Origin of the sequence: Halobacterium noricense (assembly GCF_021233435.1) — an archaeon.
Taxonomy (GTDB): domain Archaea; phylum Halobacteriota; class Halobacteria; order Halobacteriales; family Halobacteriaceae; genus Halobacterium; species Halobacterium noricense.
The window spans coordinates 1,926,841-1,948,309 of the sequence record NZ_CP089468.1 but is presented as its reverse complement, the minus strand read 5'-3'; the positions used below and the strand labels follow the sequence as shown (position 1 = coordinate 1,948,309).

At 64.0% G+C, this 21,469-nt stretch carries 21 protein-coding genes and 1 tRNA gene; 11 read left to right on the top strand and 11 right to left on the bottom strand.

What is annotated here, in order from left to right:
* Positions 1 to 2: 2 nt before the first annotated feature.
* From LT974_RS10230 to LT974_RS10215, 4 genes are read right to left on the bottom strand one after another with little or no spacing between them, the layout of a single operon-like run.
* Positions 3 to 392: a type II toxin-antitoxin system VapC family toxin gene (locus LT974_RS10230; RefSeq protein ID WP_232587569.1), complete on the bottom strand. Its 390-nt coding sequence runs from the start codon at positions 390 to 392 to the stop codon at positions 3 to 5.
* Complete coding sequence (locus LT974_RS10225) at positions 389 to 541, bottom strand: hypothetical protein (protein ID WP_232587568.1); 153 nt, start codon at positions 539 to 541, stop codon at positions 389 to 391. The genes LT974_RS10230 and LT974_RS10225 overlap by 4 nt, the downstream gene beginning before the upstream one ends.
* Before the next feature lie 53 nt (positions 542 to 594).
* The gene (locus tag LT974_RS10220; RefSeq protein WP_232587567.1) at positions 595 to 1,815 is read right to left on the bottom strand and encodes a TIGR04347 family pseudo-SAM/SPASM protein; all 1,221 of its coding nucleotides are present in this window, start codon (positions 1,813 to 1,815) and stop codon (positions 595 to 597) included.
* Entirely contained in the window at positions 1,812 to 2,075 is a 264-nt protein-coding gene (locus tag LT974_RS10215; protein ID WP_232587566.1) for an Htur_1727 family rSAM-partnered candidate RiPP, read from the bottom strand. Before LT974_RS10215 ends, LT974_RS10220 begins: the two co-directional genes overlap by 4 nt.
* A 164-nt stretch (positions 2,076 to 2,239) precedes the next feature.
* On the opposite strand from LT974_RS10215, the gene LT974_RS10210 reads away from it, so the two are divergent.
* The gene (locus LT974_RS10210; RefSeq protein ID WP_232587565.1) at positions 2,240 to 3,322 is read left to right on the top strand and encodes a radical SAM protein; all 1,083 of its coding nucleotides are present in this window, start codon (positions 2,240 to 2,242) and stop codon (positions 3,320 to 3,322) included.
* Here the strand turns inward: LT974_RS10210 and LT974_RS10205 are convergent, their stop codons facing one another.
* Complete coding sequence (locus tag LT974_RS10205; protein WP_232587564.1) at positions 3,323 to 3,691, bottom strand: ArsR/SmtB family transcription factor; 369 nt, start codon at positions 3,689 to 3,691, stop codon at positions 3,323 to 3,325. It lies immediately after the preceding gene.
* Between the two features lie 140 nt (positions 3,692 to 3,831).
* On the opposite strand from LT974_RS10205, the gene LT974_RS10200 reads away from it, so the two are divergent.
* From LT974_RS10200 to LT974_RS10190, 3 genes are all read left to right on the top strand, one after another.
* Complete coding sequence (locus LT974_RS10200; RefSeq protein ID WP_232587563.1) at positions 3,832 to 4,980, top strand: multicopper oxidase domain-containing protein; 1,149 nt, start codon at positions 3,832 to 3,834, stop codon at positions 4,978 to 4,980.
* A 9-nt stretch (positions 4,981 to 4,989) separates the two neighbouring features.
* On the top strand, positions 4,990 to 6,000 hold the full coding sequence (locus LT974_RS10195) for a halocyanin domain-containing protein (protein WP_232587562.1): 1,011 nt from the start codon (positions 4,990 to 4,992) through the stop codon (positions 5,998 to 6,000).
* Between the two features lie 66 nt (positions 6,001 to 6,066).
* A complete protein-coding gene (locus LT974_RS10190; RefSeq protein ID WP_232587561.1) occupies positions 6,067 to 6,618 on the top strand; it encodes a phosphoribosyltransferase family protein in 552 nt (183 codons plus the stop codon).
* Between the two features lie 140 nt (positions 6,619 to 6,758).
* On the opposite strand, the gene sod is transcribed toward LT974_RS10190, so the two are convergent.
* Complete coding sequence (gene sod / locus LT974_RS10185; protein ID WP_232587560.1) at positions 6,759 to 7,361, bottom strand: superoxide dismutase; 603 nt, start codon at positions 7,359 to 7,361, stop codon at positions 6,759 to 6,761.
* Positions 7,362 to 7,429: 68 nt separating this feature from the next.
* Positions 7,430 to 8,431 carry a PLP-dependent cysteine synthase family protein gene (locus LT974_RS10180; protein WP_232587559.1) on the bottom strand — a complete coding sequence of 334 codons (1,002 nt, stop codon included), beginning with the start codon at positions 8,429 to 8,431 and terminating at the stop codon, positions 7,430 to 7,432.
* Between the two features lie 123 nt (positions 8,432 to 8,554).
* On the opposite strand from LT974_RS10180, the gene LT974_RS10175 reads away from it, so the two are divergent.
* The 4 genes from LT974_RS10175 to LT974_RS10160 all read left to right on the top strand — a co-directional run bounded on the left by LT974_RS10175 (position 8,555) and on the right by LT974_RS10160 (position 14,094).
* Complete coding sequence (locus tag LT974_RS10175; RefSeq protein ID WP_232587558.1) at positions 8,555 to 9,751, top strand: acyl-CoA dehydrogenase family protein; 1,197 nt, start codon at positions 8,555 to 8,557, stop codon at positions 9,749 to 9,751.
* Positions 9,752 to 9,858: 107 nt separating this feature from the next.
* Positions 9,859 to 12,147, top strand: a complete 2,289-nt coding sequence (locus tag LT974_RS10170) for a nitric-oxide reductase large subunit (RefSeq protein ID WP_232587557.1) — start codon at positions 9,859 to 9,861, stop codon at positions 12,145 to 12,147.
* A gap of 59 nt (positions 12,148 to 12,206) precedes the next feature.
* Positions 12,207 to 12,291, top strand: a tRNA-Leu gene (locus LT974_RS10165).
* A gap of 228 nt (positions 12,292 to 12,519) precedes the next feature.
* Positions 12,520 to 14,094: a cation:proton antiporter family protein gene (locus tag LT974_RS10160; protein WP_232587556.1), complete on the top strand. Its 1,575-nt coding sequence runs from the start codon at positions 12,520 to 12,522 to the stop codon at positions 14,092 to 14,094.
* Here the strand turns inward: LT974_RS10160 and LT974_RS10155 are convergent.
* The gene (locus LT974_RS10155) at positions 14,091 to 15,053 is read right to left on the bottom strand and encodes a hypothetical protein (RefSeq protein WP_232587555.1); all 963 of its coding nucleotides are present in this window, start codon (positions 15,051 to 15,053) and stop codon (positions 14,091 to 14,093) included. The two genes, LT974_RS10160 and LT974_RS10155, sit on opposite strands and share 4 nt — an antisense overlap.
* Positions 15,053 to 15,667, bottom strand: a complete 615-nt coding sequence (locus LT974_RS10150) for a hypothetical protein (protein ID WP_232587554.1) — start codon at positions 15,665 to 15,667, stop codon at positions 15,053 to 15,055. The genes LT974_RS10155 and LT974_RS10150 overlap by 1 nt, the downstream gene beginning before the upstream one ends.
* A 267-nt stretch (positions 15,668 to 15,934) precedes the next feature.
* On the opposite strand from LT974_RS10150, the gene LT974_RS10145 reads away from it, so the two are divergent.
* From LT974_RS10145 to LT974_RS10135, 3 genes are read left to right on the top strand one after another with little or no spacing between them, the layout of a single operon-like run.
* A complete protein-coding gene (locus LT974_RS10145) occupies positions 15,935 to 16,723 on the top strand; it encodes an inositol monophosphatase family protein (protein WP_232587553.1) in 789 nt (262 codons plus the stop codon).
* A 60-nt stretch (positions 16,724 to 16,783) separates the two neighbouring features.
* Positions 16,784 to 17,233 (top strand): Lrp/AsnC family transcriptional regulator, encoded by a 450-nt coding sequence (locus LT974_RS10140; protein WP_232587552.1) that lies wholly within the window; start codon positions 16,784 to 16,786, stop codon positions 17,231 to 17,233.
* A 55-nt stretch (positions 17,234 to 17,288) separates the two neighbouring features.
* A complete protein-coding gene (locus LT974_RS10135) occupies positions 17,289 to 18,425 on the top strand; it encodes a DUF63 family protein (RefSeq protein ID WP_232587551.1) in 1,137 nt (378 codons plus the stop codon).
* A gap of 435 nt (positions 18,426 to 18,860) precedes the next feature.
* Here LT974_RS10135 and LT974_RS10130 read toward each other — a convergent pair whose 3' ends face one another.
* Positions 18,861 to 20,561: a YcaO-like family protein gene (locus LT974_RS10130; protein ID WP_232587550.1), complete on the bottom strand. Its 1,701-nt coding sequence runs from the start codon at positions 20,559 to 20,561 to the stop codon at positions 18,861 to 18,863.
* A gap of 72 nt (positions 20,562 to 20,633) precedes the next feature.
* Complete coding sequence (tbsP, locus tag LT974_RS10125) at positions 20,634 to 21,452, bottom strand: transcriptional regulator TbsP (RefSeq protein ID WP_232587549.1); 819 nt, start codon at positions 21,450 to 21,452, stop codon at positions 20,634 to 20,636.
* Between the last annotated feature and the right edge of the window lie 17 nt (positions 21,453 to 21,469).

Here is a 21,469-nt window from a genome sequence, read left to right as displayed (position 1 = left end):
GGCTACAGCACGCCACTCGGAAGCTTCGCACCGTGTTCGACTAGTTCCCCGTCGAACGAGACGAGGGTCGCGCCGAGTTCGTCAGCAGCCGCGAGAACGAGAGCATCCATCGGGTAGAGCAACGTCTCCGACTGGAGCTGATTAGCTGCCATCACGTCCGATGCGTCCGTGAACGTGACGGTCGCTCGGGACGCAATTCGGTTCTCGATTTGGTCGATTCGGTCGCGCTCGAACTGCTTCTTCTTCGTTAGCACGCTCCGGAGTTCCATCAAGCTCAGCACGGAGACGAACGTTTCGTCAGCTTCGTTGAGGAGTTCGACGGCGTCGTCTGACCGTTCCGTATCGCGGGTGACTGCTGCAACGAGAACGTTCGTGTCGAGAAGCAGCTTCATAACCGTTCGCGAACGTCGCGGACTGCCTCGACGGAGTCGACCTCAGCGTCGACGGCCAGCTCTTCGAGGGCGTCGCCGAGAGGGACCGACTCGTCGTCGTCGGGGTCTGAACCCATGAAATCCCGGAAGTCGTCCGTAGTGAGACTCATGCCCGTAAATTACACTGCTGCTCGCAAAAGTTTGCTGGTGACCGCTCTCGTTTTCAGTCCGCGTGTGCGTCGCCGGAGCCACCGGATGCGTCAGCCGGGCCGCTACGCTCGGCTTCGGTGAGGTAGCACTTCGGGTCGGGGTCGAAGGGACCGCCCGCGCTGAGCGCACGGAGCCGCGACCCGCCCAGACAGATGGACTGGTACCGGCAGCCCGCGCACTTCCCGGTGAGGCGGTCGTCGCGGTCGCGCAGGCCCGCGAGCAGCGGATTGGTCTCGTCGCTCCAGAGCTCGCTGAACGGGCGGTCGCGGACGTTGCCCAGCGAGTACCCCTGCCAGAACTGCGTGAGGTGGACGTTCCCCTGGTAGTCGACGTCCGCGATGCGCTCGCCGGTCGGGTCGCCGCCGTTGGCTTCGAGGTAGCGGTGGATGCGGTCGGCCTGCTCGTCGCCGAGTTCTTCCCGGGCGTACTCCACGAGAAAGCCGGCGTCGGCGTAGTTCCCGACGAGCAGCGTCTCGATTTCTTCGCCCTGCTCGTGGTACTCGCGGGTCAGGTCACAGACCGTGCGCACGGCCTCGCGGGTGTCCGCGGGCGAGAGGTCGAGGTTCGAGATGTCGGCCCCGCGGCCGCCGTAGTCGAGGTGGTAGAAGCAGAACCGGTCGACGCCGACGTCGTGCAGCAGGTCCACGACGTCCGGGAGGTCGGGCGCGTTCGCCTCCGTGATGGTGTACCGAAGTCCGGTCTTGAGGCCGGCGTCGAGGCTGTTCTCGATGCCGCGAACGGCCGCGTCGAAGGCACCCTCCTCGCCGCGGAACTCGTCGTTGCGCTCCGGGAGGCCGTCCACAGAGACGCCCGCGTACTGCAGGCCCGCCTCGCGCAGCGCTTCGGCGCGCTCCTCGGTCAGGAGAGTGCCGTTCGTGGAGAGCACGGGGCGGATGCCGCGGTCTGCGGCGTACGCGACGAGTTCTTCGAGGTCGTCGCGGACGAGCGGCTCGCCGCCCGAGAACAGCACGACGGGGATGCCGAAATCCGCGAGGTCGTCGAGGAGGTGCTTGCCCTCCGTGGTGGAGAGTTCGCCGGGGGCCGTCTCGGTGTCGGCGGCCGCGTAGCAGTGCGAACAGTAGAGGTTGCACTGCTTGGTGAGGTTCCAGACGACCACCGGGCGCCGCTGTTTCTGTTCGGTAATCTGCTCGCGGCTGGAGTCGGCGGCGGCGTCGTAGCGCAGCCCGTCGCTCTCGGCGTCCAGCCCGCAGAGAAGTTTACTGACGGAAATCACGCCGACTCACCTCCCGCGGGCTCGCCGGGCGTGTGCGCGGTGTACCGGCGCGTCTCGTCGGCGGGACAGAGCCAGACGTCGCGCGCGGTCCAGCCGAACAGGTCGTCGGCGCGGTCGTGGGCGGCGTCGGCGTCGCCCGCGGTGACGCTGCCGACGTGCTTCAGCGCGCCGTCGGCGTCCTCGCGCACGAACACCTCCCACTCGCGGCCGGTCGCCGACCGCGGCGCGTCGCGCACCCGCGTTCGGTTCTCTGGGTCCATGTCGCCGGCTAGCGCTTCCGTGCAAAAGGTGCCCACGGACGTTCCCGAAGACTGGGAACCGACACGCCGAACAAAGTCCTTGCCGGCCGTCGCTCCACGTGAGGCGGCATCACCGTGCTGGGACCTAGCCTGTCACCTGCCCAATCGCCGCCTCGATTGTACCGATGACGCCAGTAGACACCGACGAACGCCCGTTCGTGCTCATCTGGGAAGTGACGCAGGCGTGCGAGCTCGCGTGCGAGCACTGTCGGGCCGACGCGACGCCGAATCGCCACCCGGACGAGCTCACCACAGCGGAGGGGAAGGCACTGCTCGACGACGTCCGTCGCTTCGGCGACGGCCAGCTCGTCGTGCTCTCCGGGGGCGACCCGCTCGCGCGGGAGGACACCGTCGAGTTCGTCGAGTACGGCACGGACATCGGCCTCCGCATGACGGTCACTCCGAGCGGGACGCGCTCGCTCTCCACGGAGGCCGTCCAGGCGCTCGCGGACGCTGGCGTGAAACAGTTCGCCGTCAGCATCGACGGCGCGACGCCGGAATCACACGATTCGTTCCGTGGGGAAACCGGGAGCTTCGAGGAAACCGTCCGCGCAGCACGCGACGCCCGCGAGGCGGGTGTGCCGCTGCAAGTCAACACGACGGTCTGCGAACAGACCGTCGACGACTTGCCGGCCATCCGTGACCTCGTCCGGGAGTTGGGCACGGTGCTGTGGAGCGTGTTCTTCCTCGTGCCCGTCGGTCGCGGCCGCGTCCTCGACCCGATTTCGCCGGGACGCGCCGAGGCCGTGATGGCGTTCCTCGACGAGACCGCCCGCGAGGAGGGGTTCGGCGTGAAGACCACGGAAGCCCCGCACTTCCGTCGCGTTCGCGCCCAAGCAGCACAGGAACGCGGCGGGAGCGGCCCACGGCGACGTGGCGGCATCACCGCCGGCGACGGGTTCGCGTTCGTCAGCCACACTGGCGAGGTCTACCCCTCGGGATTCCTCCCCGAGTCCGGGGGGAACGTCCGCGAGCAGTCCGTCGTGGACGTCTACCGGAACAGCGACCTCTTCGAGACGCTCCGACGAAAAGACGACCTCCAGGGGAAGTGTGGCGCGTGCTCGTTCCGCCACGTCTGCGGCGGCAGCCGGTCGCGGGCGTACGCGGTGACCGGCGACCCGATGGCGAGCGACCCGCTGTGTCCGTACGTCCCGGACGGATACGACGGGCCGCTACCCGACCGGCAGGCGAATCCGGCAGACGACTAGCTATTCTCGTTCGTCGGTGTGGGCGAGGGAGACGTGGATGTCGTTGTCCTCGCCGAGCCGGATGGTCGCTTCTTCGAGCGTCGCCCGGTAGCGGGTCGTGTGGTAGCCGTCTTCCCGGAGCTCGGTCTGAGTTTCCAGGAGGCCAGCGTCCGAGAGCGTGTGGAGTTTCCGGTACGTCGAGGACAGCGAGAGGTCCGCGGCGTCGGCGACTTCGCTGGCGGTCACGGGCTCGCGGGCGCAGCCGAGGACGCGCCGACAGAGTGGGTCCGTGAGCGCGTCGAGGACGGCCGCGGGGTCGGTTTCCTCGACGGCTTCGAAGGGGCCGCGGAGCCGCGCGTCGGAGTCCGTCTGGTCGACGTTGGTCTGCATCACCGACTACTCGGGCCGCGACGAGGGTAGGCCGACGGCCGAACATGTTCGCCGCGTTCCCACGAACTGGGAACCGTTTCCCGGTCCCGGGAATCACCGACCCGGGCTTTACCGGGGACCGTCTACGCTGAGGTGTACCCATGAGTGACCGTATTGGCGCACCCGGTTACGGCATCTCGCGGCGCGAGTTCGTCGCAGCGACGGGCGGCACCGGCGTCGCCGCGCTCGCCGGCTGTACCGCTCCCGCCGAACAGGGCTCCGGCGTGACGAACACGACCCCTAGCCAGCAGGCCTCGCAGTCGAACCTCCCGACGACGAGCCCGCCGGAGGTCGTCGACGCGACCGAACAGGGCAATCAGGTGACGCTGAAGAGCGTGCCGGCGGTCCACCAGGCCCACCCCCTCGACTCGATGGGCGGCCCCGTCGAACTCCCCCGCGTGTGGGCGTTCGCCACCGAGGACGGCGACCCGAGCGTCCCCGGTCCCATCGTCCGGACGGAGGAAGGCCAGGACATCGAGGTCACGCTCGACAATACCGAGGGCAAGCGCCCGCACACCCTCCACTTCCACGGCACGCAGAAAGCCTGGAAGGACGACGGCGTCCCGACGACCACGGGCATCCGCATCGACCCCGGCGAGAAACACACGTACACGATTCCCGCCAACGTCCCCGGCACGCACGTCTACCACTGCCACTACCAGACCCACCGCCACATCGACATGGGGATGTACGGCATCTTCCGTGTCGACCCGAAGGGGTACGAGCCGGCGGACAAGGAGTACTTCATGACCGTCAAGGACTGGGACTCCCGGCTCAACCGGAAGATGGCCGGCGAGGACGTCTCCTACAGTCCACGCACGCGCAGCCCGGACGTGTTCACGGTCAACGGGAAGGCCGCACCGCGCACGCTCCACCCCGAGGACGGCTCGCCCATCATCGTCGACCAGGGCGACACGGTGCGCATCCACTTCGTCAACGGCGGCTACATGAACCACCCGCTGCACCTCCACAACCACCGCTTCCGGCGGATAGAGAAGGACGGCGGGCAGATTCCCGAGGCTGCTCAGCACGAGATGGACATCACGAACATCGCGCCCGCCGAGCGCCACACCATCGAGTTCGAGGCGGACGCCGAGCCCGGCATCTACCTGATGCACTGCCACAAGGTCAACCACGTGATGAACGGCTCGTACTACCCTGGCGGCATGCTCTCGGGCATCGTCTACCGGGACGCGATGGACACGGATATCTTCGCCCAACTGATGGAGTACGCGGGCTACGAAGCGTAACCCAGGACCATGACTCCCAACGACACCCCCACGGTCACGAGGCGCAGCGTGCTGAAGACGACGGCTGCGGCGGGCGCGGCGGCAGCCACGGGCGCGGCGTTCACCGGCTCCGCGCTCGCACAGGACGCCGACCTCGAATCGTGGTTCGGGAACACGTCGAACTACGACGGCGTCGTCGACAAGACCGGAAATTCGGAGGTCACCGTCGAGGTCGGCGTCGAAGCCAACAACGGCTCGTTCGGCTTCGGTCCCGCGGCGGTTCGCGTCGACCCCGGGACGACGGTGACGTGGAAGTGGGTTGCCGGCTCGCACAACGTCGTCGCCGAGGACGGCAGTTTCGAGAGCGAGCTCACCGACGAGTCCGGGTTCACGTTCACCCGGACGTTCCAGGAAGAGGGCGTAACGCGGTACGCGTGTACGCCGCACAAGACCATGGGGATGAAGGGTGCCGTCGTCGTCGGCGACGTCGACGTCGGCGCGTCGTCCTCCAGCGGGTCCTCGGAGGACTCCGGGTCGGGCAGCCAGCAGGTCGACTTCGGCGGCTGGTTCGAGGGCGTCAGCAACTTCGACGGCGTCGTCGACAAGACCGGCCAGTCCGAGGTCACCGTCGAAGTCGGCGTCGAAGCCAACAACGGCCCGTACGGCTTCGGTCCCGCAGCCATCCGCGTCGACCCCGGCACGACAGTGACCTTCGAGTGGGTGAACGGCACTCACAACGTCGTCGCCGAGGACGGCAGCTACGAGAGCGAACTCACCAACGAATCCGGGTTCACGTTCACCCGGACGTACGACAGCGAGGGCATCTCGAAGTACTACTGCAACCCCCACCGGACGATGGGGATGAAGGGCGCGGTCGTCGTCGGGAGCGCCAGCGGCGCGAATAACAGCGGTGGCGGCGGTGGCGGGCTCTCGAACTCCGACATCGGCGTGCTCGCGTTCGCGGGCGCGCTCGGCGGCGGCCTGCTGTCGCCGTTCGCGCTGCGCGCGAGGAACTCGTCGTCGCCGTCGAACCGCCGGTAGCCCTCCCCTTCTCGCGGCGTCGCGCCGAGCGAACCGACTAAGGGCTCGCCGCCGTAGACCCGACTGATGGACTGGCCGGCGTACCGGGACCGAATCAGCAGCGCGGAGTACCGCTACAACGTCCCCGCGCTGTTCACTGACGCCGACGACTTCGCGGCGTTCGTCGACGACCTCCTCGACCCCTACGACCCCGACGACGTCGACCAGGTCGCGGGCATCGACGCGCTCGGGTTCGTGCCGGGCGCGGTGCTCGCGCGGGAACTCGACGCGGGGTTCGTCACGGTCCGCAAGGGCGGGAAACTCCCCATCGCCGACGAACACCGCATCAGCGGGGACCTCGTGGATTATACGGGCGAACAGAAGACGCTCGAACTGGACGTCCGGATGGTCCCGGAGGGGAGCCGCGTGCTGCTCGTCGACGACTGGATGGAGACCGCCGCCCAGATGACGACAGCGCTCGACCTGCTCGAACGCGCGGGTGCGGAAATCGCGGGCATCGCCGTCCTCGGCGCCGAGGAGAACGAGACGCCCCGTGAGCTGGACGAGCAGTACGGCGTCCACTCGGTGCGGCCGTGGCGCGAACTCGGCGAGCCCGAGCGCGGCAGCGACTACGAGTGACTGCGCTAGCTACTCATTCGAGAAAGCGGCGTTTGGAGAGCATCGCACGAGCCGAAACGGGGAACGGATAAAAGCCTTCAGGGGTGGGCCGGCAAACGACCCGGATGCCGAGCGGTAGGGCCGACGGTTGCGTGGCGCGGTTACTCGAACTTCTCGACGAGGTCCGCGTAGCGCGCTGCGGGCTCCTCCCAGTCGACGACGTCGAAGAAGTTGTCGACGAAGTCGCCGCGGGCGGGACCGTAGTCGTAGTAGTAGGAGTGCTCCCAGACGTCGAGGGCCAGAATCGGGTGCGAACCCCAGAGCGCGCCCTTGTCGTGCTTGTCGACGACGACGTTGCGCAGCTGCTCGGAGTGGCTGTCGTAGACCAGCAGCGCCCAGCCACCCGCCGCGGAGGCGGCCGCGCGGAACTCGCCCTCCCAGGCCTCGTAGGAGCCGAAGTCCTCCTCGATGCGGGCTCGCAGGTCGCCCTCGGGCTCGTCGCCGCCCTCGGGGCTCATGGACTGCCAGAACAGGTCGTGGAGGATGTGACCGGAGCCGTTGTGCGTGACGTCGCCGATGGCACCGGCGGAGGAGGAGAAGTTGCCCTCTTCGCGAGCCGCTTCGAGGGTTTCCTCGGCGCTGTTCCAGCCGTTGACGTAGCCCTGGTGGTGCGTGTCGTGATGCCACGTCAGCACCTGCTCGGAGACGTGCGGTTCGAGTGCGTCGTAGTCGTACGGAAGCGGCGGCAGTTCGTAGTCAGTCATTCCAATTAACCCCAACGTGCCGGTGCCTCTTGGTGGTTTCCGGAAGCGCGTTTTAGTTGGGCATCCAACTAGTCGACGTAATCGGCGTACGGGTTGCGGTCCGGATACCGGTCGCCGCGGTCGGGTAGCGGCACGACGACCACGTCGTCCGCGCTGAGCGTGCCCCGGGTCGCCAGTCGGTCGACCAGCGCGAGCGCGCCACCCGTGGAGGGGCCGACGAGGACCTCGCCGTTCACGCGGAGTTCCGACCGGACGAACTCGCGGGACCACTGGCCGGGGTCCCGAATCCGGACGTCGGTGTCGGCGTGGCGGCGTCGGAGCCGCCGCACGTACTCGTAAGCCGTGTCCGTGTCCACATACTCGCGGGCGTCGAGCGCGTCGAATTCGTAGGTTTCCGGGACGAACGTCTCGGGGCCGTGCATGTGCTTCAGCCCCGGGATGTCGTGGTCCGTCTCGGGCGGCTCGTAGCCGTGGACATGCACGCCGCGCGGACGGAGTGCGTGGCTCACGCCGACGAGCGTGCCGCCGGTGCCCGCGCCCGCGACGAAGTGTGTCACCTCGCGGTCGGTCTGCGCCCAGATTTCGGGGCCGGTCGTGCCCGCGTGGACCCCGGGGTTCGCGGGATTCTGGTACTGGTTCGGGTAGACGTACTCGTCGGGGCGTTCGTCGACGAGCCGCCGGCAGCCGGCGACGAACTCGTCGTATCCCTTCTCGGCGTCCACGAACCGGAGTTGTGCGCCGGCGTCCCGAATGGCGGCGACCTTCCCACGGCCGGCGTCGTCGGGCAAGACGATTTCCACGTCGTGGCCCATCGCAGCGCCGATGCGCGCGACGGCTGCACCCGTGTTCCCGCTGGATGCCTCGATGATCGTGCGGTCGGGGCTGAGGTCGCCGCGCGCGGCCGCGGCGTCCAGCATCGCCTTCCCGATGCGGGTCTTCACCGACCCGCCGCCGTGGGCCAGCGAGCCGAGGTTGAACCACTCGGCTTTCCCGTACACCGTCGGCGCGACCCCGGCGTCGAGTTCGACCAGCGGCGTCCGCCCGACCTCACTGGGGTCCACGTCGGCCATACCCGTGGCTTCGACAGTTCCCGACAAAAGCGGTTGGGCCGGCCCGCGCGCCCACCGAAGAACTCCGTGGGGATTGTCAGCGGTTTACGAGCGCTTTTGTTCCGGTGTTCGGTACACCCCCACATGGACTTCGGGTTGACCGACGAGCAGCAGGCGATTCGGGAGGAGGTCCGCCGGTTCGCGGAGAACGAAATCCGACCGGTAGCCTCCGAGTACGACGAACAGGAGAAGTACCCCTACGAGGTCATGGACGAGGCTGCGAAAGCCGGCCTGCTCGGGCCGACGATTCCGCTCGACTACGGCGGCGCGGGCTACTCGCCCGTCGAGGCCGCGCTCATCACCGAGGAGCTGTTCGCCGCCGACCCCGGAATCGGGCTCTGCGTGTCCAGCGCGGGCTTCGGTGCGGAATCCATCATCGAGTTCGGCACCGAGGACCAGAAGGAGCGCTGGCTCCCGGACGTCGCGTCCGGCGACGCCATCATGGGGTCGGCCATCAGCGAACCCGACACCGGCTCCGACGTCTCCAGCGTCTCCACGCGCGCCGAACGCGACACCGCCGAGCAAAGCTCGGCGAGCTCTTCGCCGCCTGAGGCGGAGAAGAATGGAGACGAGTTCGTCATCAACGGCAACAAGATGTGGATTACGAACGGCTCCGTGGGCGACTTCTACGTCGTGCTCTGTCAGACCGACCCCGACGCGAGCGGCCGATACAACGGCTTCAGCCAAATCGTCGTGGAGGCCGACCGCGACGGCTTCGAAGCGGACAAAATCACGGGGAAGCTCGGCATTCGAGCCAGCGACACGGCGGAACTCATGTTCGACGACGTGCGCGTTCCCGAGGAGAATCTGATTGGAACGGAGGGCGGGGGGTTCCTCCAGTTGATGCAGTTCTTCGACGAGACGCGCACGATGGTCGCCGCGCAGGGCGTCGGCATCGCGAAGGGTGCCGCCGAACGCGCCTTGGAGTACGCCCAGGAGCGCGAGCAGTTCGGCCGCCCCATCAGCGACTTCCAGGCCATCGAACACAAGCTCGCGGAGATGCACACGCAGACCGAGGCCGCGCGCACGCTCACGCGAAAGTCCGCGTGGAGCGTCGAGCACGAGGACGACCAGCTCACCGCGCTCGCGTCGATGGCCAAGGAGTTCGCCTCGCGAGTCGCCGTCGAGGTCGCCGACGAAGCCGTCCAGATTCACGGCGGTGCCGGCTACGTCAACGACTTCGACGTCGAGCGGTTCTACCGCGACGCCAAGATCACCCAAATCTACGAGGGCACCACCGAGATTCAGAAGAACATCATCGCTCGCGAACTCCTCGAATAGCGGACACGAACATCTTCGAGCGGCGGTACATCCGGCATTTCGCGCTCCGTGCCCAGGGGCTTGGAATCCGCCACAGCCTTTTCCTGCGTCGAATTGAACGCCGCAATATGGACGTCACTAGGTCCACGCTCGCGAAGATACTCGTGGTCGTGTTCGTCCTGAATCTCGTCGTCATGGGGGCTGGTGCCGCCTACTCCTACCAGCACCAGCCACCGATTCCCGACGAAATCGTGGGACCGAACGGCGACACCGTCGCCACCCACGACTCGATTCAGGACGGCAAGGCCGTCTTCCAGTCGAACGCTCTGATGAACCACGGGTCGATTCTCGGCAACGGCGCGTACTTCGGTGAGGACTACACCGCCGACGCGCTCCAACTGAAGACCCAGTTCATGCAGGAGTATTATGCGAACGAACGCCACGGCGAAGCGTACGCCGACCTCACGACCGAGCAGCAGGCCGCCGTGGACAGCCGCGTGACCGCTGACCTCGACCGCTCGATTTCCGGCGAGACGGCGCAGTACTCCGCCGCCGCGGCGTACGCCCACGAGCAGGTGCGCGAGGTGTACGTCGAGCGCTACCACGAGGGCGACGCCGAGCGCGGCATCCCGGAGGGCATGGTCGAGTCCGCCGACGACGCCCGCCTGTTCGCGGACTTCGCGATGTGGACGGCGCTGGTCTCGCACGCCGAGCGGCCCGGCACCGACCACAGCTACACGAACGACTGGCCGTACAACCCGCTCGCCGGCAACGAACCCACCGGCGCGACGATGGTCTGGAGCGCCATCGCGATGGTGTTGCTCGTCGGCGGTGCCGGCCTCGGCGTCTGGCTCTACAACAGCATCGAACTCTCCGAACCCTCCACGAAGGGCATCGAAGTTCCGGACCCCGCGGATGTCGACTTACTCCCGAGTCAACGCGCAGCCACCCGGTTCATCCCCATCGCGGCGTTGCTGTTCGTCGCACAGGTGTTACTGGGGGCGTTGCTCGCACACTACTACGTCGAACGCGACGCGTTCTTCGGCATCGGCGAAGCGCTCGGCGTCGACGTCATCCAGTGGCTGCCGTTCGCGCTCACGAAGACCTACCACCTCGACCTCGGCATCCTCTGGATTGCGACAATGTGGATCGGCGCTGGGCTGTTCCTCCCCGGTCTCCTGACCGGCCACGAGCCCGACCACCAGGAGTCCGCCATCAACGGCCTGCTCGGCACGCTGCTGGTGGTCGTCGTCGGCGGCTTCGTCGGCATCTACCTCGGCACGCAGGGCTTCTTCGACGGCCAGCTGTGGTGGCTGCTCGGCAACGAAGGCCTCGAATACGTCGAAGTCGGCCGCGTCTGGCAGGTCGGCCTCCTGCTCGGATTCGCCATCTGGGCGTTCCTCGCGTATCGCGGCCTCAAGCCGCTGCTCGCCCGCGAACAGCGCTTCGGACTCGCGCACATGATTCTGTACGCGGGCGGCTCCATCGGGCTGCTGTTCGTCGCGGGCATGCTGTACACGCCCGACTCGAACATCGTGATGACGGAGTTCTGGCGGTGGTGGGTCGTCCACATGTGGGTGGAGGGCGCCTTCGAGTTCTTCATCGTCGCCATCGTCGGCATCACGCTCGTTTCCATGGGCTTGCTGCGCAAGCGCTCCGCCGAGAAAGCCGTCGCCCTGCAAGTGCTGTTCGTGATGGGCAGCGGCGTCATCGGCGTCAGCCACCACTACTGGTGGATCGGCCAGCCCGACGTCTGGGTGCCACTCGGGAGCGTCTTCTCCACGCTCGAACTCGTCCCCCTGATTCTCATCCTCTTCGAGGCGCTCGGCCAGTACCGCGCGCTCTCGAAGAGCGACGAGACGTTCCACTACAAGCTCCCGTTCGCGTTCATCATCGCCTCCGGCGTGTGGAACTTCGTCGGCGCGGGGGTGCTCGGCTTTTTCATCAATCTCCCGCTCATCAACTACTATGAGCACGGCACCTACCTCACGGTCGCACACGCCCACGCCGCGATGTTCGGCGCGTTCGGCTTCCTCGCGCTCGGCATGGCCGCGTACATGCTGCGGCTCTCCGTCGACCCCGAGAAGTGGAACGGCAAGCGCCTCTGGTGGGCGTTCTGGCTGTGGAACGCCGGCCTCGCCGTGATGGTCGGCCTGTCGCTGCTCCCCATCGGCTTCCTCCAGTTGGAAGCCGCGTTCACGGAGGGGTACGCGGTCGCGCGCTCGCTTTCGTTCTACAACCGCGACCTCGTCCAGCTGTTCTTCTGGGCGCGGTTCCCCGGGGACACGATGCTCATCCTCGGCACCATCGTGTTCGCCTACGACGTCGTCCGAAAGCGGTTCCTGCTCCGCGACGTCGAGGAGGACGCCTCGATGGGGCCGGTCGCCTCGCGCGTGCTCGGCGACGACGACGACTGAGCGCGACCCACCCCGATTCGCAACGCCTAAACCCCGCACGCGCCGACTACTCGACGCGTGCGAGGGTAGCCAAGCTCGGCCAACGGCGACGGACTCAAGATCCGTTCTCGTAGGAGTTCGAGGGTTCGAATCCCTTCCCTCGCATCGCATCGCGTCCCCCTACGGACGCGAATGGGTGCGGAGGGTTCGAACGCCGTCGGGTCACCGACGGAAGTTCGAATCCCTTCCCTCGCATCGCCGGCGCTTCGCGCGCCGCGGGATGCGGGAAGTCCGCGAGGCGGACTTCCCTCGCAAAATCAACTCCTCTGGTACCCATATTTCGGGATTTACTACCACCAAAAGCATCTTGCCAGTAACTATGCAAGAGACAGTATGGATATTGACAGTAGGCAATTCTATGCTGTCATTATAGCCGGAGTCCTTGTAGGAGCGTTCTTTGCGTATATTTCACGGGGTATAGAAACACCTCCTCAAGCTCTTATCGCTCTTGCAACGGTACAAGGGTCCTTTTTGGCGATCGTAATCTCCGTTTTCCTTCTCAGCTTGCAAGTAAATGCAAGTATATTCAGTCCACTAACATTAGAACAGTTTGGAAAATCCAATATTCTAACCGGGCTTATCGTCTTGTATGTCTCCTCAATTCTGGTGGATTTACTGTATCTAATAACACTGTCCTCACCACTCTATGTCATATCAGTCAATCTAAATCTAACAATAGGGATTGCCGTAGGACTTGCTACAACCTGTTTACTCTCTCTAATCCCTATCCAGCAAGTGATGGCGAATCTTGTTGCTCCTGAAACTGTACTACGTAGGACTGCAAGAGATGTCGATCCAGAGAATCTGATTCCGGATGAGTCAGCGGCCTCGGAGTTGAATAAAGAAGAAATAGAACCGCCAGAACGTACACCGCTACTCACTATTGAGCAAATCCTGAAATCTTCGGCCAAGAGGGACGACGAATTCACAGTAAGACAGTCAATCCACTCACTATATGAAGTTATATCAGAATTTATACAATACTGTGACGAGGATGGCCGACCCATAGGTACAGATCGGTCAAGTATAGCGAGAAGAGAGAGCACTGAGCAAATATTTGAATATTGGGATTCCTGTATAGAAATTGGGTCTGACGGGGGTCAAGAACGGATCAATCTTCTGAATGCTACTCATGTGCGGCTTACCAGCCTTCTCATCGATAGTCCGATTACCAGTGTAGAAGAACGCTTAGACGAGTTAGTAAACATCCATATTCGAGCATTTGAAATTGGGTATCTGGAATCGGAATTGCTTGATTCGTATTCTCAATTAATGCAGGACGTTATAGACTCCGAAAAGACCGATCTTGCGGAGTCCGTTATTTCCTCTACACTAAATGTAAGTGAACGCTTAGTGAGCACCGACTTAGAAGGTGATGAGTTTGTCAAATATCTTTCCGGCGAACGTCGGGATATTGTCGCAACTAGCTTCTCAGTCACCATTTCTTGTCTTCAGGCGCTTGGCAAATCAGATATAGCGGGACAAGGGCTTCTTCGTCGATGCAGCGAAAACACGATTAACCGAATAGATATTATCTTAACCAGTATCTTTGAGGATTTGGAGGAATCTTCGACAGAAGAGAATGATCCGCAAGGTGTTAAACAGAATCTCCTCAGTGAAATACAATCCGCTATATTTGGTGTTATCTCGTCAATCCATTCAACGGATTCGCTAGTTGCTAGAAACCTAATGATAGCAGTCATAGAACTCTCCATCATCCAGGGACACAACCCAGAGAAATTTGGCAATCAGATGCAGAATAATATCTCCGAAGAGACGGTCAGATTAGAGATAATTAGTGAAATTAGGAATTCTTCGATTCCACCGTCATTTCGTCGGATGGAGGTACCTCAATCTGATATAGAGGGATTCATTCAAGGGCTGGAGGAACAGCTAGGTGATAGCTAAGCTGTAGCTGCCTCAGTAATATCTTTGAAAGTATCCTCATTTGCGTAATAGAAGTCATCCTCCTCGGAGAGAATATCTAGCGACACTAGCTCGTCCATTTTATCACGAAGCTCCCAATTATGGAGACCAGACTGGTAGCCATAAAGCTGGACAATATTATCTCGAATCGCCGGCAGATCTAAGTGAAGATCCGGGTCATTCTTCTCAATTGCGTCAAAATAATACCCATTAGCAAACTTTGGTAGATGACGGAGGATGTTTAGGCCAAGCTTTTCACTCAAGTGCTTATAGCCCCTCTCAACTACCTCAGCAAGGATTTGCTCATTAAACTCTTCAGTAGAAATCTCCTCTAAGTCGTATTTGTTTAGCGGATCTTCTGCGTACAGCTTCTCACCGTCAAATCTGATGAAACCAAGTTTTTCGAGGGTGTGAACGTACCGAAGAGTTTTGTCTCCCTCTTTATTTTGTGCTTTCTTCACTTCCGAAAATGAGGCAGGATGGTAGAGCCTAGTCCACCGGAGTATCTGCTTGATTGGATTTAGTTGGTTTTCGACAGCAGGTGTTTTCGCGATTTTATCATAGGTAGCTCTAGCCATCGCATCCCCTAGATCTTCGCGAAGGGCTGCTTTCTGATTATTTAGACCCTCTAAAACTTCTTCACGGGATTCAAGCGAAATGACGTAGGAAGAGTCTTGTATTTCGCCAGTTAGCTCTGCGATTCTATCGACATCTATGAATTTTATAACCCTCTCTTGCCCCGGTCTACAATCAGTAACATCCTTAGGGAACGATGTGCCAATCTTCACCGATAAAGTTCCATTCTCTGTCTTATAGAAGTCAGAGACGTATGTACCAGATCCGTATACCTGCTTTAGTTTTTGCTCAATCGCCTCTTCTGGAGGCCGATTTCGATGAACGGAGATACTAACGGATTCTGGTTCTAAAGTTGATTCATTCATTATTGGAACTGAGCGATTCGTTTCTGGTCTGTTCCTTCAACCCAGAGAGTGCTAGTATTTTCGTACTTACCAAGCCAAGAACTCTCGAAGTCGCTCTTGCCGATACGAGTGGGTACCAGATCGCCATCCCCATCATTTCCAAATCGATAGGGGTCATAAAGTAAGACTTCAGAGTGGTTGATATTCATGGCTAAGATATACGGGTCTTTTGCACTGTTCCGTGAATCAGATTGAATCGAATATCCTTCACAGTGCTCGAAATATGACGGGGATAGCTGTACTATTGGTAACGACCGATTGCTGTCCTCGACAATTTGCTCCAAAGTGTCTATGCCCAATCCATCCTGGTATACCCCTCTAAAAGGATAATCACTCAACTCTGCAGTCAAGCGAGACGCGATATCTAGACTGAAACTTCCGATATCCTTGTGGTCACAGATGTCTCTAGCTGTCCGCTCACTTATTGTGAGTTCATCAGGAATTCCGTTTCGACCTGAAAACTCCGCTAGCATATTCTGGAGAACGTTAGGCAAATCCGCAGTTAAGTCATCTTGAGCCCCAAAAGGCCCCATTTGAGCTTCTGCAGTTGTAATATCTCCAGAAGTGATTGTCATTACCCATCAAAGCACAGTCACATTTATTAAATCTATTGCAACGAAGACAGATTCGTTCTAATGGAATCTGTGAGTGGTTAATCACCCTTTATCTCTCATATATCGAGCAGCCGCGACACGTCTATATCCCAATATTAGAGTTCTATCTGTAGAAAGCGATCGATAGTAATTCGACGGAACAGAGTGGGATCTGCAAACTGAAGCCGTACCTATTCGCCGACGTTTCGGACCGACGACTCTTTGGGGCGGCGGGCCACCACTCCGGGCATGAACGAGGACCGCGCGAGCGTCGCCGAACGCGCCGCGCTCGCAGGCAGCGAGGTCGCGCTGGAGGCGTTCCGCACCGGCATCGACGTGGAGACCAAGTCCGGGAAGACGGACATCGTCACGCAGGCCGACCGGGACGCCCAGCGCCGCGTCATCGAAGTGATTCGGGAGACCCACCCCGAGGACGCCATCGTCGGCGAGGAGGAAGACGAACTGAAGGAAGTCCCCGAATCGGGCGCGGCGTGGGTCGTCGACCCCATCGACGGCACGAACAACTTCGTGCGCGACACCCAGATTTGGGCGACCTCCGTCGCCGCGGTGAAGGACGGCGAGACGCTCGCCGCCGCGAACGTGCTGCCCGCGCTCGGCGACACGTACGTCGCGGGCGACGGCGAGGTGACGCGCAACGGCGACCCGGTCACGGTCAGCGACAAGACCGATCCGGAGACGTTCGTCGTCGTGCCCACTATCTGGTGGGGGTTCGACGACCGCGACGAGTACGCCGCAGCCTGCGAGGCAATCGTCTCCCGGTTCGCGGACATGCGGCGGTACGGCTGCGCGCAAGCCACTCTCTCGATGGTCGCCAGCGGGCAGGTCGAGGGTGCGATTACGAACGTCACAGTGAACGCGTGGGATTCCGTCGCGGGCGTCCACCTCGTGCGGCAGGCCGGCGGCGTCGTCACGGATGTCCACGGCGATCGCTGGGAACCGGGCTGTGAGGGGCTGGTCGCGTCGAACGGCGAGGCGCACGACGTCGTTCTGGAGGCCGCCCAAGCGATTCAGGAGTAGGTCGGCGCGAATCTCGGACGAGCAGTAAGCGTATTGGGGGACTCTCCCGACGGTTCGCGTATGGAGTTAGACGAGACGGACCGCGAGATTCTGCGCGCGCTCCAGACGGACGCCCGCAAGCCGTTCAGCGAAATCGCCCGCGAAATCGAGATGTCCAGCGCGACCGTCCACGACCGCGTCAATCGCATGGAGGAAGCCGGCGTCATCCGCGGCTACCACGCCGACGTCGACCCGAAAGCCGCCGGCCTCGGCACCTCCGCTATCGTCGGTTTGCGCGTCGAACAGGGCCGCGAACAGGACGCTCTCGACCGCCTCGCCGACATCGACGGCGTCCAGGAGATTCACCTCACGACCGGCGAGTGGGACATCGTCCTCCGCGTGTACGCCGAAGACACCGACACGCTCCGCGACCTCATGTTCGAGGAAATCGCGGACGTCGACGGGTTCGCGCGCTCCCAGACGATGGTCGTCCTCGCTACCGAGTACGAGTCCCACGAACTCCCGCTGTAGCCGCCGCTCGGGGCAGACCGCAACCATAAAACAGCCACCGTCCACGTCTCCGAACATGACGTTCCCCGAAACCGACCGTGAGCGCGCGTGGACCGCGGTCGTCGGCGTCGCGCTCGTCGCGCTCGTCGGCGGGTCGCTGCTGTTCCCCGACACCGTCTACGGCGGCTTCGTCTGGCACTACTTCTGGGGTCCCGTCGTCGCCGACGCCAACGGCGCGCAGTGCGCCGCGTGGAACGGCGGCGCCGTCCAACTCCTCTACAACTCCACCGCGTGCGCCGGCGCGACAGAGCCCGTCGCCTACCCCGGCTACACGCTCGTCTCCGAAGTCGGGTACGCGGTCACGCTGCTCGTCTCGCTGGTCGGCGTCACGTTCCTCCTCGACCACTTGAAGGTCGGCGAGAATCTGGACCTGCTGTACGCGCTGTTCCCGTTCGTTCTCCTGGGCGGCGCGCTCCGCGTCGTCGAGGACGCCAACGACGCCGCCGCGGCCGCACCGGACGTCGAGCAGTTCCTCGACTACCCCGCGAACACGCTCATCATCAGTCCCGTCATCTACTTCGTGATGTTCGCCATCACGCTCGCCGCGCTCGTCGCCTGCGTCCTCCTCGCGCGCCGCACCGACGTCTTCGAGGACTACTACCGACCGCTCGCCGGCGTCGGCGCGGCCATCCTCACCGCCACGGTCGGCTTCCTCGTCGTCCTCGCGGCGACCACCGACTACGTCTCCCTCCACCCGCAGTTCACGGTGCTCACGCTCCTGTTCGCCACCATCATCACGGCCGCCGTCTGGTACTACGTCCGCCGACAGCTCCCCGACATCGCCTCCGGCACCGAATTCGCCGGCGCTGTCGTCCTCTGGGGCCACGCCGTCGACGGCATCGCCAACGTCATCGGCCTCGACTGGGCCGCCGAACTCGGCCTCGCCCGCGACCTCGTCCCCAAACACCCAGTCAACGCCGCCGTCGTCGACCTCACCCAGAACGTCCTCCCGCAGTCTATCATCCACTACACCGGCGACGCCTGGCCGTTCCTCCTCCTCAAAGTCGCCGCCGCGCTGTTCGTCCTCTGGCTGTTCGACGCCGAACTCCGCGACGAAGCCCCCCGCTACTTCACGCTCATGCTCGTCGCCGTCCTCGCCGTCGGTCTCGGTCCCGGCTCTCGGGATATGCTCAGAGCTACTTTCGGGATCTAAGACGCACTTTTTGCGCTGCGGGGGGTCGCCTACGGCGACCCCCGCTCGGCAAAAACTTGCGGAAAAAGCACTCCTTGCTCCCGTCGCGCCCTTCGGGCGCGGTGGTCGCTCGTCGGCCCGCGAGCCGAAGGCTCGCGGTGAACGGCTTCGCTCGGGGTCTTAGCGAGACCTTCGGTCTCGCGGGCTCTCGTTGGCTCCGCTCACGAGAACTTCGACCCACTCACTCGCCGATGCTCGTTGTCGGCCGAGTAATTGGGCGACAGGCGTTCGCGGCGCGAACGGTCCGAAGGTCCTGAGCGCCGTGATTCACCGCGCGACCACAGGGAGCGCGGGCCGACGAGCGACTACCGCGCCCGAAGGGCGCGACGGGAGCGAGGAGTGCTTTTGGTGGAGGTTTTGCCGAGGGCGGCGAAGCCGCCCGCAGCGCAAAAGGTCCTACGGGAACGGATGGAACGGCTTGTCCAACCGCGCCTGAAAGCCGAGTTCACGGGGAACCTCACGCGCACGCTCCCCGAAGTACGACTCGTCGACGAACAGCGGCTGGGCTTCCGGCACTAACACCCGCACAGCCTCGAAGCCCGCGTCCTCCAAGTCACGAGTCGTGAGCCGGGCGGCGTAGGCGTCGAGGTCGGCGTCCGCGAGCGCGTCGAGGACGGCGTCGAGTTCGTCGGTTCCCTCCGGCGGGTCGTCGGGGCCGACGTCGCTGGCGGGGATGGTGGTGCCGGGGTCGACGAAGCCGCGGACGTCGCGGGGGAAGTCGGCGTACTTGCCGATAGCGCCGTCCTCCGTCGCGGCTTGCTCGGGGCCCATCGCGCGCAGTTCCATCCAGTTCTGGAGGGCTTCGCAGAGCGCGTCGCGGGCGGCGGCGTCGGCGTCGAGGTCGGCGGCGGACCCGAGCGCGAACCGCGGCCACTCGTCGCGGTGGACTGCGACCGCGACAACGGGGACGTCGACGTCCTGCGTGCACAGCAGCGCCGTGACGTCGAGGTTCTCGGCGCTCGCGCGGCGTTCGAGCTCGTCGAACTCGGGGTCGTCGACCTGGAGGCCGAGCGGGTCGAACGTGGAGTACCACGACAGCATCGTGGCGTCGCGTTCGACGGTCTCGTAGAGGCCCGACAGCACCGCGCCGACGCCGGAGTTGCCGAGGCCGAGGCCGGTCGTAATCGTTCCCGGCCGTTCCTCGGGTGGCGGGAAGACGACGCGGTCCGCGGGGAGCAGCGCCGCGTCCTTCGAGTCGATATTTTGGCCGCGCACCCACTCGATTTCGTCCACCTCGCTGCCCGCATCTTCGGGGCGGACGAAGCGCTCGGGTGGCACTGCATCCTCGTGGTCGACGGGCGCAGTCTCGAAGTCGTCAGTGCGGTAGACGCCGGCGGCGTAGCGCTCGAAGCCCTCGCCGACGGCCTTCATGTAGGCGGTGTTCCAGTCGGCGGCGACGCCCGCTGATTGCGTCGAGGCTTCGGCGTCGCTGAACGGCGACGTGTCGGTGCCCACGGCGAGGTAGTACGGCGCGGGGAACGACTCGCGTTCGCCGACCGCCGAGAGCACGCCGACGCGGTCGTCGACCAGCGGTTCGGCGGCGGCGAGCGCGTCGTCCAGCGACCGGTCTTCGTCGCCTGGCGGGAGGTCGCTGTTCGGCCCGTCGTCCGCACACGAGCAGTTCGGGACGGGTGCGAGCGTTCGCTCGGCGTGCGGGAGTTCGAGGACAGTTCCGGGTGCGGCGTCCCCGCGGAGCGCGTCGACGGCGAGGCGGCCGGCGTGCGCGCCGGCGAGCCGCACTGCACTCCGATCGGCGCTCGGCGATTCCGCCGGTTCGTGGCCTGTCGCGGTCACGCGCGCCGCTAAACATTCGAAACACGGCCCCTCCGGAGCGAGCAAGGAGACGCCCGCATCGACGGCTGCGAGCGGGCGGCCGCCGAGCCCGCCGACCTCGACGGTGAGCAGCGGCGTGTCTCCGCTTCGGGCGTGCTCGTTCGCAGTGCCGAACCCGCCGGAGCCGGCGACGCCGACGACGACGGCGAACTCCGCGTCGGCGACGCCAGCGACGTCCGCGGCTTCGACAGCGGCGTCGACGTCCGTGAGCGCGTCTCGGACGGCTTCGACGGCCGGGCCGTCGCCGACGACGGCGACGGTCACGGCGACTCCTCCAGTAGCATAGCTACGGGGTGGGGCGACGAGGGGAAAACAGTACGGGATTCGGCGGAGGGCTTACGAGAGAACCGACTGGGCGACGTTCGCCAGTTCGGCGGGCGGCGCGTCTTCGAGGCGCTCGTCGGCGAGCTTCAGGCGGAGGCGCGGCCGGCCGACGTCGATGGGGACCTTCTCGGTGTCGATGAGCCCGAGGTCTTCGAGCTTCGTCTTCGTGCGGGAGAACGTCGCTTTCGACGCGATGCCGACGTCCTCGCCCCACTTGCTGATGTCGTAGAGGAGTTCGCGGTTCTTCGCGGCGACCAGCAGGCTGACGGTGACCTCGTCGAGGCCGTCGCCGTCGCCGCGGGCGGTCTCCATGGATTCGAGGACGCTATCGAAGTCCGCCTCGACGTCGGAACTGATGTCCTCGTCGAGCGTCTGCCGGACGCGGTCGATGGCGGGCGTGCGGAGCGTGAACTGCTCGGCAGCCTCCCAGTCGTCGGCGACGGCGTCGTAGGCTGTCTCGGCGAACTCGGCGTCGTCGGTGGTGAGGCCGCCGACGAGGCCGCCGACCTCCACGAGCGCGACCGTGCGGTCCGCCGTGACGAGCATCGAACTTCGCGCGTCGCCGTCGAACACGCGCAGTTCCAGCGCGTCGGCTTCGACGAGGTTCGCGGCGTTGCTCGCGACGATGAAGTCGTCCATCACGTCCTTCAGCGTGCGCTCGTCGCCGAGCAGTCGGATGAACGGGAGTTCCCCCTCGTAGGCGTTGGCGACGTCGACGAGTTCCTCGACGGTCTCACCGGCGGGGTTCACGACGAACAGCTCGCCGGGTTCGGCGTCGAGGACGGTGCGGGCGACGTCGTCCACGCTCGTCCCCAGTAGATTCTGTGACATCTCTACGTGGGTGTAGG